Origin of the sequence: Mycobacterium sp. G7A2 (assembly GCF_041902445.1) — a bacterium.
Taxonomy (GTDB): domain Bacteria; phylum Actinomycetota; class Actinomycetes; order Mycobacteriales; family Mycobacteriaceae; genus Mycobacterium.
Map to the genome: position 1 here is coordinate 613,525 of NZ_CP169251.1, position 13,259 is coordinate 626,783.

Consider the following 13,259-nt stretch of genomic DNA (forward strand, 5'->3'; position numbering starts at 1 on the left):
ACCGTGGAGGCAGCTCATGAAGGCGGGAATTCACCCCGACTACCACCCCGTCGTGTTTCAGGACGCCAACACCGGCACGAAGTTCCTGACCAGGTCGACCGTGACCAGCGACAAGACCATCGAATGGGAGACCGCGGAGGGCGTGCGGGAGTATCCCCTGGTCGTCGTGGAGGTCTCGGCGGACTCGCACCCGTTCTGGACGGGAAGCCGTCGGATCGTCGACGCCGCAGGTCAGGTCGAGAAGTTCAACCGCCGCTACGGAAGTCGGCGCTCGGGCGCGCACGGGCAGTGACCGACCGGTGGGGCTGGCGACGGCATGCACGCTGCCGTGGCCTGCCCACCGACCTGTTCTACGCCTCCGAGCAGTACCAGGGCAGTCTCCGGCGCGCACGTGAGGATGAGGTCAAGCGAATCTGCCACCGCTGCGCGGTACGCCCGCAGTGTTTGACCCACGCACTGGAACATCCTGAACGGCACGGTATCTGGGGTGCGACCACCCCGCGTGAACGCGCCGGGATGGGCCCGGTCGGCGATCGTCGTCCTGATGCTGCGGTCAGTGGCCTTCGTCGTCCTGATGCCGCTGGGTGACGTCGTCGGCGGCGTCGAAGTCGTCGCACGGATCCTCGTGCCAGTCGCCGAACGGATCGTCGTAGGTGGCCCAATCCCGTTCTCGCGCCATCTCGTCGTCGGTCAGCAGGGCCCCGGTGAGCGCGTTGGTGATCACGCCCGGGTCCGCGCCGCAGACGAGCGCGGTCAGGGAAATGTGGCGGTCACCGAACCGCTCGTCCCACCGTAGACCGGCCAGGGCCACCCGCTCGGGGTCGGCGTATCCGTCGGAATGCTCCGCTGAGCTCGCGAGCCATTCACCGGCATGGCCCACTTTCAGTCCCCCGCCGGCGGATTCGATCCACACCACGGCGTCGGGCTGGGTGGCCAGCCAGGCTCGCCCGCGTACCCGCACCACGCCGTCGAGCAGATCGTCGATCGCGATATGGAGCCGCATCGGGTGGAACGGTCGGTCAGCGCTGAACTCCACCAGCTCGACGTCGCCGTCGGCGCCCAGCGGCGGTTGCCCGGCGAGCAGCGCCTCGTGGGGGTTGTGCTCGCGGCCGCGCCGGGCGGTCCATTGCAGCGACGCCAGCGCCGGTTCCAGGAGTGCTGGACCCACGACGTGCTGCGATCGCGGTGCCAGCCGGCGCAGAACCGCCGACGTCCGGTCGTGTGTCGCGGACAGCACGAGTACATCGGCGAACTCGGCCTGGCCGACGACGACCTGGGCCACGGTCCGGTCGTCGTCGAGCACTTCGTCGTCCAGCGCCTGGGTCAGCCACGCGGCGGTGTGCACGGTGCTCACCACCGCTTCGATCCGGACGTCCCGGGCCGCCGGGCCGTCGGTGTATCCCGGTCCGACCCGGACGATGACGTTGTTGATGGCCCAGCAGACCGGCTCGGGCTCCAGCCAGGGCGCCAGGTGGATGACGATGCGCCTCACGTCGTCGCGCCGGTGCAGGCGGCGCAGCAGGATCAACAGGTCTTCTCGGATCGTGCAGTCGACGCAGCAGTTGACCAGCTCCAGCGGCCATTCGGAGGTGTGCGGTCGCAGGTCGTCGCCGATGCGCACGCTGCGCAGCACCACCTGGCCGTCGAAGCGGTGCCGGACCACGATCGTGCCCGGTGTCTGCGCCAGCGTCTCGCAGACGTCGTCGGTCATCTCCTGGCCGGCCACCACGATCACCGGTGTTCGCTTCATCGTCACCTCAACACCACCGCTTAACGAAAACCATTTCCATCTAGATTGGGTGCGACGATACCTCGCCGGTCGGGCGGTGTCGAAAACGCGTCCGAGGGGTCAGTAGCTGTACGGGTTCTCGGGCGGTTCGATCTCCTGCACGGCGGACACCTGCATCGTCGGGGTCGAGCGCATCGACGAGTCGCTCTGCCCGGGCGGCACCGTTCCTTCCACGCGCACCCAGGTCCCGTCGTCCAGCGCGGCCGCACGTGCGGCGGCCGGTCCGTCGAGATCGAGTCGTGCCAGCTGGGCATCGGCAGCGCAGCACAGGATCACCACGCGGCCGAGCTGGACCTTGTCACCGTCCTTCATGGTGAAGCCCGTGACGGTGATGAGTCGCCCATCCAGGGTGTTCGCCGAGTCCTGGGCCACTCGGACCAGCACCTCGGGCAGGGCGAGCTCCGGTGCCCGTTGCGCGGGCAGCGCCGGGAACGGCCGCCGCAACACCTCGGTCGAGACCTCGCGCACGGCGGGCCGCGCGGTTTGTGGGCCGAGGGCCGGAGGCACGACGAAACCCAGCAACGCGACCGGCACGATCAGCAGCCACAGCACACCTGAGCGATGCCGGTGACCGTGCTCGGTCTCCTGTGGGCCGCTGCGGATGTCGCGGACGATCGACACCAGCGCCAGAACGATCAGAAGGACCGCCGAGGCCATCAGCCACGGCAGCAGCGAGGGTTTCACGTAACGGGTGAAGGTGCCGGTCACCGAGATGATCAGCGTGCTGACCCCGACCAGCAGCAGCAGCGCGTTCTCGGTTTCGCGGCTCATCGGTTGCCCACCACCAGCAGGCCCACTCCCGTCGCCACCGCGACGGCGACGACGAACGTGACCGGCGCGAAGCGCACCGCGAAGGCACGACCGAACATGCCGACCTGCATGGCGAACAGCTTGATGTCGATCGCGGGGCCGACGACCAGGAACACCAGCCGCGGCACCAGCGGAAGCATCGACAGGCTGGCGGCGACGAACGCGTCGGCTTCCGAACACAGCGCGAGGATCACCGCCAGCAACGCCATCACCGCGATACCGAGAACTAGTTGTCCGGCCAGGTGGTCATACACCCATTCAGGCACCACGATGTGCAGCGCCGCCGCGGCCGCGGCGCCGATCACCAGGTAGGACGAGGCCTGCAGGAAGTCGTGTCGCGCCGCTTCGGTGAACACGGTCCAGCGAGATCCGTCGTGGCCGTGCAGGTGCGGCATGCGGCGGGTGATCCACCGCGGCTGGCCGAACCGAGCCCAGAGCGCACCCATGATGAGCGCGGTCAACAGCGATGCGGCGCAGCGCGCGGCGACCATCCGGGGCTCTCCGGGGAACGCGACGGCCGTCGACACCAGCACCACGGGGTTGATGGCCGGCGCGGCGAGCATGAACGTCAGCGCGGCGGCCCCGACAGCACCTTCCCCGAACAGGCGGCGGGCGATGGGCACCGAACCGCACTCGCAGCCTGGCAGCGCCGCGCCGCCGACCCCGGCGGCCAGGATCGCTGCAGCGGGCCGCCGCGGTAACCAGCGGGCCAGCCGATCGGGGGTGACGAACGCGGCGACGGCACCGCTGACCAGGATGCCGAGCGCCAGGAACGGAATAGCCTGGACGAAGATCCCACAGAACACCGTTGCGGCCGTGGCGATGTCGGGTGTTCCGGCCACGACGCTGCGCAGGAACGAACCGGCGAGCGCCAGCCCCACGACCACGGCGACGAGCACGTGCATCGATCCCAGACGCGTCCGGCGAGGTTGCGCTTCAACCGCCACGGCGGCCATTGTGCCAGCAGGAACGAGCTGCGACGGTTACGTGGACACGGAGGCCGACAGCTCAGCGGCGGGCTGAGGCCGGCGTTCGCATGCCGTACAGGCCGACTACGGCGGCGATCAGACACGCGGCGGCGACGCTGCCGGCGAACCAGGGGAACACGGCAGAGAGCTCCCACCGGGTGGCGGCCCAGCCGGCGACGAGAGTGGGCACCGCCATGGCGGTGTAAGCCACCAGATAGAACGCCGACATCGTCTCGCCGCGACGGTGCGCGGGGACGACGTCGGACAGGTGCCGCAGCGATCCACCGAAGCCCAGACCGAAGGTCACCCCGAGCAATACGGCGGCGACGAACACCAGTGGCCACCGATGTGTCATCAACACCGGGATGGTGAGTATCAACGACAGCGCCATACCGACGTCACCGATGATCGCGGAGTACCTGGCAGGTAGCCGCGTCGCGGCGAGCTGGGCCATGGCGGCCGCGAAGGCGGTCGTTCCGACGACAGCGCCACCGAACACCAGGTTGTCGATGTGGGTCTGGCGCGCCGCCAGCGACGGGTACAGCGAAAGCAACACGCCCAGCACCGACCAGGAGGCCATCACGCCCAGCGCGGAGAACCAGAAGTCGCCGCGGATCTCGACGGGGACAGCGGGTTTGGCGATGCGGACCGGACCGGGATTGCGGGCGGTGTGGGGTTCGCGCAATGCCAGCAGCCCGATGCCGACGAGAAGACAGATCACCGCCACGACCGCGTACGGGGTCCGCAGTGGGTGGGGGGCGTATTGGGCCAGCAATGCCGAACCGATGATCGCGATAGTCATGCCGACGTTGAAGCTCACTCCGCTGAGTTGCCCGGACCGCACCCCGCGGTCGGGCCGCAGGTCCAGCAGCGCGGCCGCGCCGGCGACGACGATCGAGCCGACGGCCGCGCCGTGGATGGTGCGTGCCAACAGCAGAAGCGCCATGTTGTCGGCCACCAGGAAGATCCCGAGCCCGACCAGCAGGGCGAACAGCGCGGCCAGGAGTACCGGCTTGCGTCCGACCACGTCGGACACGCGGCCCGAGACGAGCACCGCGGCGAGCGCGGCGAGCGCGTAGACGGCGAATACGACTGTCGTCGCCAACGGCGAGAGGTGCCAGGTGCTCTCGTAGATGCCGTACAGCGGCGCGGGGAGGCCGGATACGCCCAGCGCCACGCCGCTGACGACGAGCAGCAGTGGATAGGCCCATCGCTGCTGCTGGCCCGGACGATCCAACGCCACCATCGCGGATGCACTTCCCGTCGAGTAGGTTTGACAGATATCGAACCCCGCCGAGCGTACGCTGGGTTTGACCGATATCAAACCTCGTGTGGTGAAGGGCACTGTGGATGACAGACGACACAGGGGTCGCCGCCCAGGTCGGGACGGTGCAGCAGGTGCTGGCCGCGATCCACGATCCAGTGCGCCTGGAGATAGTCCGCCGTCTCTACAACGCGGGAAAACCACTGCAGTGCGGCGCACTCTACGACGGGATCAACAAATCCACGGCCACCCACCACTTCAAGATCTTGCGCGAAGCGGGGGTGACCGAACGGTTGGCCATCGACGGTCTGATTCATCAGCGACTGCGTCGTGCGGAGGTCGATGCGGCCATCCCAGGACTTCTCAACAGCATCGTGCAGGGCGTGAACGCCGAGTCGGCTAACTGAACGGCGCGAGTGTCACGCCCTCGTCGACGAGGCGGCGGCGCACCGCGGTCGCGATCTGTACGGCGCCGGGTGAATCGCCGTGTACGCACACCGATTCCACGGTGATGGGGATCGTCGATCCGTCGACCGCGTCGACGCGGCCGTGAGTCACCATCGAGATCACCCGCTCGGCGATCTCGTCGACATCCTCGAGCACGGCGTGGCGTTCGCGGCGTGACACGAGCTTGCCGTCCGGCCGGTAGGAGCGGTCGGCGAACGCCTCGGGGACGGCGCGCAGTCCGAATTCCTCCGCGGCGGCGAAGAACATCGATCCGGCGATGCCCAGTACGGGCAACGACGGGTCGACCGCATGCACGGCCGCTGCGACGGCATGCGCCTGGCTACGGTTGGTGACTATCGAGTTGTACAGCGCACCATGTGGTTTGACATAGGAGACGGACGTGCCGGCCGCCGTGGCCAACGCCGCGATTGCGCCGATCTGGTAGATGACGTCAGCGGTCAGGTCGGCGGGTTCGACGTCGATGAATCGCCGTCCGAAACCGGCGAGGTCGCGGTAACTGACCTGGGCGCCGACGCGTACCCCCCGGTCCGCGGCCGCCCGGCACACCGTCAACAGGTTCGCCGGATCGCCGGCGTGGAAGCCGCACGCGACATTGGCCGAGGTGACGATGTCGAGCATGGCGTCGTCATCGCCGAGTGTCCAGACGCCGAACCCCTCGCCGAGGTCGGCGTTGAGGTCCACCGAGCCTGCTGCCATCGCCCCAGCCTAGTGCGGTGCGTGCCCGGCGATGTCGATGCGGTGGTCGGCCGCCGCGGTGAGTGCGGTGTCGTGGGTGGCCGCGATGACGGTTGTACCCATGTCGGCTAGGCGGCGTAGGTGGGCGATCACCAGCGCTCCCGAGGCGGCATCGAGGCCGGTGGTGGGTTCGTCGAGCAGCAGGAGAGGAGCTTCCTGTGCCAATGCTTGAGCAAGCAGGACGCGCTGGCGCTGGCCGCCGGAGAGCTCGCCCAGGGTGCGGTCCCGGAGGTCCGCGAGGCCGAGCTCGGTCATCCAGTGCTCGACGACCGCGTGGTCGGCCGCGCTGGGACGGCGTAGCAGTCCCAGCCGACGCCAGCGGCCCATCATGACGGCTTCGGCAGCGGTGATCGGAAAGTTGTCGCCGGCCTGGCTGCGCTGCACGGCGTAGGCGATGTCGCGAACCCCGACATGGAGGTGGCCGCGGTTGGGACGAAGCACTCCCGCGATCAGATCCAGCAGGGTGGACTTGCCGCACCCGTTGGCGCCGACGACCGCGGTGAACGAGGTCGGTTCGATCTGCAGGTCGAGCCCGTCGAACACCGGGACGCGGCCATAGCTGAACGCCACGGCGGTCAGCTGGATCCGGGCGGTGCGGATGTCCGGCTTATTGAAAATGACTTTCATTACTGCTAGAAGTGTACGCCATGCAGTTGTTGACGGAGCCGTTCGAAGCGGACGTCGTCGTTCGGGCTCTCGTCGCCGGAGTGATCGCGGCGTGCCTGTGCGCCGTGGTGGGGTGCTGGGTCTTACTGCGCCACAGCGTTTTTCTCGGTGACGCGATGACACATGGCATGCTGCCCGGTGTCGCGGTCGCCGCGTTGCTGGGTGGCAGCTTGATGGCAGGTGGGCTGCTGGCCGCGTTGGCCATGTCGCTCGGTGTCGCCGCGATCGGCCGGTCGTCGAAACTCGCGTCGGACGCCAGTATCGGTCTCCTGCTGGTAGGCACGCTCGCGCTGGGCGTCATCATCGTCTCGCGATCGCAGAGTTTCGCCGTCGATCTCACCGGCTTTCTGTTCGGCGACGTGTTCGCAGTCCGCACGGTCGACCTCGTCGTCCTGGCGGTGGCGCTGGCGTCGACATTCATCGCCGTCGTGATCGGGCACCGTGCGTTCGTGGCTGTCACATTCGATCCGCGCAAGGCGGCCACGCTCGGTTTGCGGCCGCAGCTGGCGATCCCGGCCCTGACGGTGTTGATGGCCGTCGCCATGGTGGCGTCCTTCCACGTGGTCGGCACCTTGTTGGTATTGGGTCTGCTGGTGGCGCCGCCGGCGACTGCGTTGGCGTGGGCGCGATCCATTCCGGCGGTCATGGTGCTCGCCGCGCTGATCGGCTCTGCCGCGGTGTATGTCGGACTGACCATCTCGTGGTACGCCGAGACGGCCGGTGGTGCCACGATCGCCGGGGTCGCTGTGCTGATGTTCTTCGCCTCGACGCTCCTGTCGCAGTTGCGGTCACACTGGCGGCGCGCGTCGGTAGCGGTGGCCGGGGCCTGTCTGGTCGCCGGCTGCTCGGGCAGCAGTCCAGCGCCGCAGGAACCGCCGGAAACCCCCGCCGGTGAGCACGACGAGGTCGTCGTGGAGGGTGCGCGGGAACTTGACGGCCCGCTGACGAAACTCGTCATCGTTGACCCGGCGAGTGGGGACACCGCGGTCTACGACGCCGTCGACGAAACCGAGTCCATGATCGGCTCCTATGGCGCGGTCGCCGCGATCGCGGGTGACGGTCGTTACGCCTACCTGCAGACAGGACGGGGCGCGACCATCGTGGATGCCGGCGCATGGACCTTCGATCACGGTGATCACTACCACTACTTCGCGGCTGATCCGGTGATGGTCGGCTCAGTCGACATTCCGGTCTCTTCAGCGGCCGCGAGCAATTCGCTCGCCACTGTCGCGTCCGACGCAGGCGATGTCGCGGTTCTGGACTACGCGAAGCTCGGAGAACACGCCGTCGAACCGGCAGGACTTTCCCTCGGTCGGGAGGTTACTGCGGCACTACCCTACGGAAACCGCGTCGTCACCGTCTCGAGTACGGGTCGTATGCACGTTGTCGATGACGACGGCGCGACCGACCTGGCCGGCGAGTGCCCCAACCCCAGCTGGTCGAGGGCGTCGCGGCGCGCCGTGGTGTTCGGTTGCGAGACAGGCGCGGTGCGAGTCACCGGCGGAGACGAAGATTTGACGGTCACCGCCATGCCATTTCCGCCCGACGCTCCGACGCAGCACCCACAGCAGATGGACCACCGCGACCGCGCTGACGTGTTCGCCGGGCTGTCGGCGGGCACGGTCTGGGTTCTGGACAGCCGACAGGGCAGATGGACCGCCATCGACGTGCCCGACGCGGTGGCCGCGAACACCGCAGGAGACGGCGCCGTGCTCGTACTGCACCGGGACGGGAGCCTGGGCTCCTTCGACGTCAACGAGCGCACCGAGACTGCGCGGGTGTCCCTGTTCCACGACGGTGTGCCGGATCAAGGCCCCCAACCGGTCATCGACATCGACTCCGATCGGGCCTATGTCAACAACGCAGCCGCGAGGGAAATCTACGAAATCGACTACGCCGACGGGATCAGGATCGCCCGCACGCTTCGCACCGAGGTCGTACCCGGCCTGATGGTGGAGGCTGGGCGGTGAGGCCGACGTGTTCGCACTGGAGCCTGGCGTGGCTCGTCGCTGCTCTCGTCGTGACCGTCTCTGCGTGCGGCGGTGGGGCGGACCCTGGACGCAGTGAGATCGTCGTCACCACCAATATCCTCGGTGACGTGGTGCGCCACGTGGTCGGTGACGCCGCTGAGGTCCGGGTCCTCATGAAGCCGAACGCTGACCCACACTCGTTCGGCATCTCCGCTCAGGAAGCTGCGGCGATGAACTCGGCGGGGCTGATCGTCTACAACGGCCTGGGGCTCGAGGAGAATGTGGAACGAAACGTCGAAAGTGCCGCGGAACAGGGCGTTCCGACCCTTGCGGTAGGCGAGGACATCGATCCGATCCGGTACTCCGAAGGCGATACCGCGGGTGCGCCCGACCCGCATTTCTGGACGGATCCGCAACGGATGATCACCGCTGTCGGTGTCATCGAGGATGCAATCGTCAATGAGGTCAACGGAGTCGACACCGCCGCGATCGTGCGCAACGCTGAGGTCTACCGCCGGCAGCTGACAGAGCTCGACGCCTCGATGGCCGCCGACTTCGAGACCATCGCTGTCCAGCGCCGAAAGCTGGTCACCAATCACCACGTGCTCGGCTACCTCGCTCAGCGGTTCGGCTTCACGGTGATCGGTGCGATCGTGCCCAGCGGGACCACCCTGGCCGCTCCGAGTCCATCCGACCTCGAATCGCTCGTGGGTGCCATCGAAACCGCTCGAGTACCTGCGATCTTCATCGACTCATCGCAACCGGAGAAGCTGGCCCGGGTGCTGTCGGAGCAGGCCGACATCGCCGTCACGATCGTGCCGCTCTACAGCGAATCACTGAGTCCGCCAGGTACACCCGGCGCGACGTATGTCGACATGATGCGTTCCAACACCGACTCCATCGTCAAGGGGCTGCGATGACCGCAGCCCGATCAGCTCAGAAGGGAGCAGATATGTTCGACATGCGGTGGCTCTACCGCGCCGGCGCCGCCTCGTGTGCGGCAGCGACCCTGGTGGCGTGCTCGTCCGGAACCGACAGTGCCGAGAGCACCCAGAGTCCGGAGTCGGCGCCCGCCTCGGAGGCGCCTGCCGAACCGATCGCCGAGCCCGTCGTCGCCACTTACGATGGCGGTCTCTATGTCCTCGACGGCGAGACCCTCGAGGTCGCCCAGGACATCCCGCTCGACGGCTTCCTGCGGGTCAACCCCGCCGGCGACGAGGCACACGTGCTCGTGACCACCGACGAGGGATTCCGGATTCTCGATGCGGCGGGAGGCCAACTGACCGACGACACCTTCGCCGCGTCGGATCCGGGACACGTGGTCGTGCACGGGGAGAACACCGTCCTGTTCGCCGACGGCTCGGGCGAGATCACCGCATTCGATCCGCACGCGCTCGAAGAGGGGGGCTTACCCGAGACCAGCACCTTCACCACGCCGGAGCCTCATCACGGGGTGGCAGTCATTCTCTCCGACGGCACATTGGTGCACTCGCTGGGCGATCCGGACAACCGCACCGGCGCGGTGGCGATGCAGGGCGACCGAGAGATCGCCCGTAGCGAAGAATGCCCCGGTATCCACGGGGAGGCGGTAGCCGCCGACGAGGTCGTCGTGCTCGGTTGCGAGAACGGCGTGCTGACCTACGCGGACGGGTCGTTCACCAAGATTCCCAGCCCGACCCCGTACGGTAGGTCGGGAAACGTTCGCGGACATGATGATTCGCCGGTCGTGCTGGCCGACATGAAGGTCGACCCGGACGCCGAGATGGAGCGGCCGAACCAGTTCGCTCTGATCGACACCACCACAGACCAAATGCAGGTGGTCCAGCTCCCCGAGTCGGTCAGCTACTGGTTCCGTTCGCTGGGCCGGGGGCCCCAAGGCGAAGCACTGATCTTGGGCACCGACGGAAAACTGTACGTCTTCGATCAGGTGACCGGTGATCAGATCCAAGCGATCGACATCATGCAGGCGTGGTCCGAACCCGACGACTGGCAGGCCGGTGGGCCGGCGGTGTTCACCCGCGAGGATGCGGTCTACGTGTCCGACCCGGCGACTCGGCAGATCCATCTCGTCGACCTGCAATCGGGCGCTGTCACGGCATCGACGACGTTGGAGCAGGCCCCCAACGAGCTCAGTGGGGCCGTCGGACATCACCACCATTAGGCGAGTCGGTGCGACGATGGTGGCGTGACCCGAGCTGACATCCTCATCACGGCGTCAGAGCTGGCGCGCCACCTCGCCGTCGGCCGACCGGTGAACGTCCTCGACGTCCGTTGGGAACTGACACACCCCGACGGGCGCGAGGCGTTCTCCGCCGGCCACGTCCCCGGTGCCGTGTACGTCTCGCTCGAGGATGAGTTGACCGATCACGCTGTGACGGGTCGCGGGCGCCATCCGTTGCCGTCCGGGAAGGCCCTCGAGCAGTCCGCTCGCCGCTGGGGGATGCGCGCCGGCATACCCACCGTGGTCTACGACGATTGGAATCGCGCCGGTTCTGCCCGGGCGTGGTGGGTGCTGACCGCGGCGGGTGTCCAGGATGTCCGCATCCTCGATGGCGGGCTCTCCGCCTGGGTGGAGTTCGGCGGTGATCTCGAAACGGGCGTGGCCACCGTCAGTCCCGGTGACGTGACGGTCGCGCATCGCGACCTGTACCAAGGTGCGCTGCCGACGTTGACCGCCGACCAGACAGCGGAGTTCGGCGGCCCAGTGCTCGATGCGCGCGCTCCCGAGCGGTTTCGCGGCGAGCGCGAGCCGGTCGATCCCGTCGCCGGCCACATTCCCGGCGCTCGCAATGCCCCGAGCACGTCGGTGCTGTCGGTCGACGGAACATTCCGCTCCGACGATGAGTTGCGTCAGTTCGTCGCCGAGCGTGGCGTCGACGGCGTCGACGGCGTCGACGGCGTAGGCGCGTACTGCGGTTCAGGTGTCACCGCCGCGGTGTTGATCGCGGCCCTGCAGATGGTGGGCACCGAGGCCCGGCTGTTTCCGGGGTCGTGGTCGCAGTGGTGTGCCGAACCGGACCGGCCGGTGGCCACGGGAGACTAACCCGTCGGTTCAGTTGGCCCGTGCTGTTGAGCGGTCTTACTCAGTTCGACCGGCTCACTCAGTTCGATCGGCTCACTCAGTTTGATCGGCTCACTCAGTTCGGTCGGCTCACTCAGTTCGATCGGCTCAGTCTGGCCATGTTCAGCTCGGCGCGCAGGTTCGTCGGGAGATCGCCCGGATCCCACTCGCCGGCGGCTATCCATTTGCACACCGCCTCGGCATCGACCTCGTCGCGCACCGGACCGATCCACTGCATGGATGACACGGGGGTCCGGTCCCTCGTGCAGGGCTGCAGCACCAGCATCACGTCCCGCCCCGAATTGCCCGGCTCTGCCGAGGTCTTCGCGCCGCAGGCGAAAGTGCCCAGCAAGCAATTGGTCACGACCAGCACGCCGTGCGGGCAGTTGCGTACCACCTGTCGCAGCTTCGGCATCACCATCGCGGTGACGTCGGTGCCGCAGGCCGTGCAGACGGCCACGGTGAAGGGGTTGCCGGTGTGTCGTTGCTTCGCGCTCAACGCTCGTCTCCTCGGTAGCCTCCGCGCAGCAGGGCCGTTATTGGTAACGGTTTTCAACAATACCGGCTTCACGCTACAGTGCCCCATGGTCGTTGTCGAAAACTGTTTTCAATAACTAAGGAGGATGTCCGTGGGTCGAATGACCGGCAAGGTCGCTTTCGTCACCGGGGCTGGCCGCGGGCAGGGTCGCAGCCACGCTGTTCACTTGGCCGACGAGGGGGCCGATCTCATCATCGTCGACATCGGACAGAACATCGAGACGAATCCTACCCCTTGGCCACGGCTGCCGATCTCGAGGAAACCGCCCGACTCGTCGAGAAGTCCGGCCGGCGGGTGATCACGGCCCAGGTCGACGTCCGGGACCGGGTGGGCCTGAAGAAGGTACTCGACGACGCGGTCGCCGATCTAGGCGGTTTGGACGTGGTGGTCGCCAACGCGGGTATCTGCCCGCTGGGCAACGACATTCCCGTCCAAGGCTTCGTCGATGCGTTCGATGTCGATTTCGTCGGCGTGGTGAACTCGGTTCACGTCGCACTGCCGCATCTGAAATCGGGCAGTGCGATCGTCGTGACCGGGTCGGTGGCGGGACTGGTGCCGCAGACCGGCATCAACGGGCAGGGCGGCATGCAGGGAGCCGGCGGTGACGGATACGGACTGGCGAAGAAGATGATTCGCGACTACACCAAGTCCCTTGCGCTCACGATGGGGCCGCAACGGATCCGGATCAATGCGGTGCACCCCACCAACGTCGACACCGACATGCTGCACAACTCGGCGATGTACAAGACCTTCCGTCCGGATCTGTCGGAACCGACTCGCGAAGACGCCGAAGTCACGTTCCCGTTCATGCAGGCCATGCCCGTGCCCTACATCGAAGCCTCGGACATCTCCCATGCCGTGGTCTATCTCGCCTCCGACGAGTCCCGGTATGTGACCGGCCAGCAGTTGTTCGTCGATGCCGGAGCCTCGCTCAAGCTCGGCCTCTGACCGGGCTTCAACCGTTTGACCGCGGGCCCGCTGGGTAACCGC

14 protein-coding genes and 1 pseudogene are annotated in these 13,259 nt (G+C 67.4%); 8 read left to right on the forward strand and 7 right to left on the reverse strand.

The window, feature by feature from the left end; all coding sequences use genetic code 11:
* Nucleotides 1-16 precede the first annotated feature (16 nt).
* Together ACEWX3_RS02970 and ACEWX3_RS02975 are read left to right on the forward strand one after the other, a co-directional pair.
* Nucleotides 17-292, forward strand: coding sequence for a type B 50S ribosomal protein L31 (locus ACEWX3_RS02970; RefSeq protein ID WP_374158654.1), 276 nt, complete (start codon nucleotides 17-19; stop codon nucleotides 290-292).
* Nucleotides 289-588: a WhiB family transcriptional regulator gene (locus tag ACEWX3_RS02975; protein ID WP_374158655.1), complete on the forward strand. Its 300-nt coding sequence runs from the start codon at nucleotides 289-291 to the stop codon at nucleotides 586-588. The genes ACEWX3_RS02970 and ACEWX3_RS02975 overlap by 4 nt, the downstream gene beginning before the upstream one ends.
* Here the strand turns inward: ACEWX3_RS02975 and mrf are convergent.
* From mrf to ACEWX3_RS02995, 4 genes are all read right to left on the reverse strand, one after another.
* Entirely contained in the window at nucleotides 554-1,750 is a 1,197-nt protein-coding gene (gene mrf / locus ACEWX3_RS02980; protein ID WP_374159770.1) for a ribosome hibernation factor-recruiting GTPase MRF, read from the reverse strand. The genes ACEWX3_RS02975 and mrf overlap by 35 nt on opposite strands.
* 99 nt (nucleotides 1,751-1,849) lie before the next feature.
* Nucleotides 1,850-2,560: a TIGR03943 family protein gene (locus tag ACEWX3_RS02985; RefSeq protein ID WP_374158656.1), complete on the reverse strand. Its 711-nt coding sequence runs from the start codon at nucleotides 2,558-2,560 to the stop codon at nucleotides 1,850-1,852.
* Nucleotides 2,557-3,555, reverse strand: a complete 999-nt coding sequence (locus ACEWX3_RS02990) for a permease (protein ID WP_207065120.1) — start codon at nucleotides 3,553-3,555, stop codon at nucleotides 2,557-2,559. Before ACEWX3_RS02990 ends, ACEWX3_RS02985 begins: the two co-directional genes overlap by 4 nt.
* Before the next feature lie 52 nt (nucleotides 3,556-3,607).
* Nucleotides 3,608-4,813 (reverse strand): MFS transporter, encoded by a 1,206-nt coding sequence (locus tag ACEWX3_RS02995; RefSeq protein ID WP_374158657.1) that lies wholly within the window; start codon nucleotides 4,811-4,813, stop codon nucleotides 3,608-3,610.
* Nucleotides 4,814-4,917: 104 nt separating this feature from the next.
* Here ACEWX3_RS02995 and ACEWX3_RS03000 point away from each other — a divergent pair, with 104 nt between their 5' ends.
* Nucleotides 4,918-5,238: an ArsR/SmtB family transcription factor gene (locus ACEWX3_RS03000; RefSeq protein ID WP_374158658.1), complete on the forward strand. Its 321-nt coding sequence runs from the start codon at nucleotides 4,918-4,920 to the stop codon at nucleotides 5,236-5,238.
* Here the strand turns inward: ACEWX3_RS03000 and ACEWX3_RS03005 are convergent.
* Nucleotides 5,231-5,995, reverse strand: coding sequence for a LamB/YcsF family protein (locus ACEWX3_RS03005; protein WP_207065123.1), 765 nt, complete (start codon nucleotides 5,993-5,995; stop codon nucleotides 5,231-5,233). The two genes, ACEWX3_RS03000 and ACEWX3_RS03005, sit on opposite strands and share 8 nt — an antisense overlap.
* Before the next feature lie 9 nt (nucleotides 5,996-6,004).
* Complete coding sequence (aztA, locus tag ACEWX3_RS03010; RefSeq protein ID WP_221354161.1) at nucleotides 6,005-6,661, reverse strand: zinc ABC transporter ATP-binding protein AztA; 657 nt, start codon at nucleotides 6,659-6,661, stop codon at nucleotides 6,005-6,007.
* A gap of 20 nt (nucleotides 6,662-6,681) precedes the next feature.
* Here aztA and aztB point away from each other — a divergent pair, with 20 nt between their 5' ends.
* Genes aztB through ACEWX3_RS03030 form a run of 4 tightly spaced genes read left to right on the forward strand, consistent with a single transcriptional unit; the run spans nucleotide 6,682 to nucleotide 11,713 of the window.
* On the forward strand, nucleotides 6,682-8,670 hold the full coding sequence (aztB, locus tag ACEWX3_RS03015; RefSeq protein WP_374158659.1) for a zinc ABC transporter permease AztB: 1,989 nt from the start codon (nucleotides 6,682-6,684) through the stop codon (nucleotides 8,668-8,670).
* A 50-nt stretch (nucleotides 8,671-8,720) separates the two neighbouring features.
* Nucleotides 8,721-9,590, forward strand: a complete 870-nt coding sequence (gene aztC / locus ACEWX3_RS03020) for a zinc ABC transporter substrate-binding protein AztC (protein ID WP_374158660.1) — start codon at nucleotides 8,721-8,723, stop codon at nucleotides 9,588-9,590.
* 32 nt (nucleotides 9,591-9,622) lie between these two features.
* Nucleotides 9,623-10,831 carry a zinc metallochaperone AztD gene (aztD, locus tag ACEWX3_RS03025; RefSeq protein ID WP_374158661.1) on the forward strand — a complete coding sequence of 403 codons (1,209 nt, stop codon included), beginning with the start codon at nucleotides 9,623-9,625 and terminating at the stop codon, nucleotides 10,829-10,831.
* 24 nt (nucleotides 10,832-10,855) lie between these two features.
* Complete coding sequence (locus ACEWX3_RS03030; protein ID WP_374158662.1) at nucleotides 10,856-11,713, forward strand: sulfurtransferase; 858 nt, start codon at nucleotides 10,856-10,858, stop codon at nucleotides 11,711-11,713.
* Nucleotides 11,714-11,825: 112 nt separating this feature from the next.
* Here ACEWX3_RS03030 and ACEWX3_RS03035 read toward each other — a convergent pair whose 3' ends face one another.
* Nucleotides 11,826-12,302, reverse strand: coding sequence for a hypothetical protein (locus tag ACEWX3_RS03035; protein ID WP_221354169.1), 477 nt, complete (start codon nucleotides 12,300-12,302; stop codon nucleotides 11,826-11,828).
* 58 nt (nucleotides 12,303-12,360) lie between these two features.
* Between ACEWX3_RS03035 and ACEWX3_RS03040 the strand changes: the two are divergent.
* Nucleotides 12,361-13,217: pseudogene (locus ACEWX3_RS03040) on the forward strand (mycofactocin-coupled SDR family oxidoreductase).
* Nucleotides 13,218-13,259 lie beyond the last annotated feature (42 nt).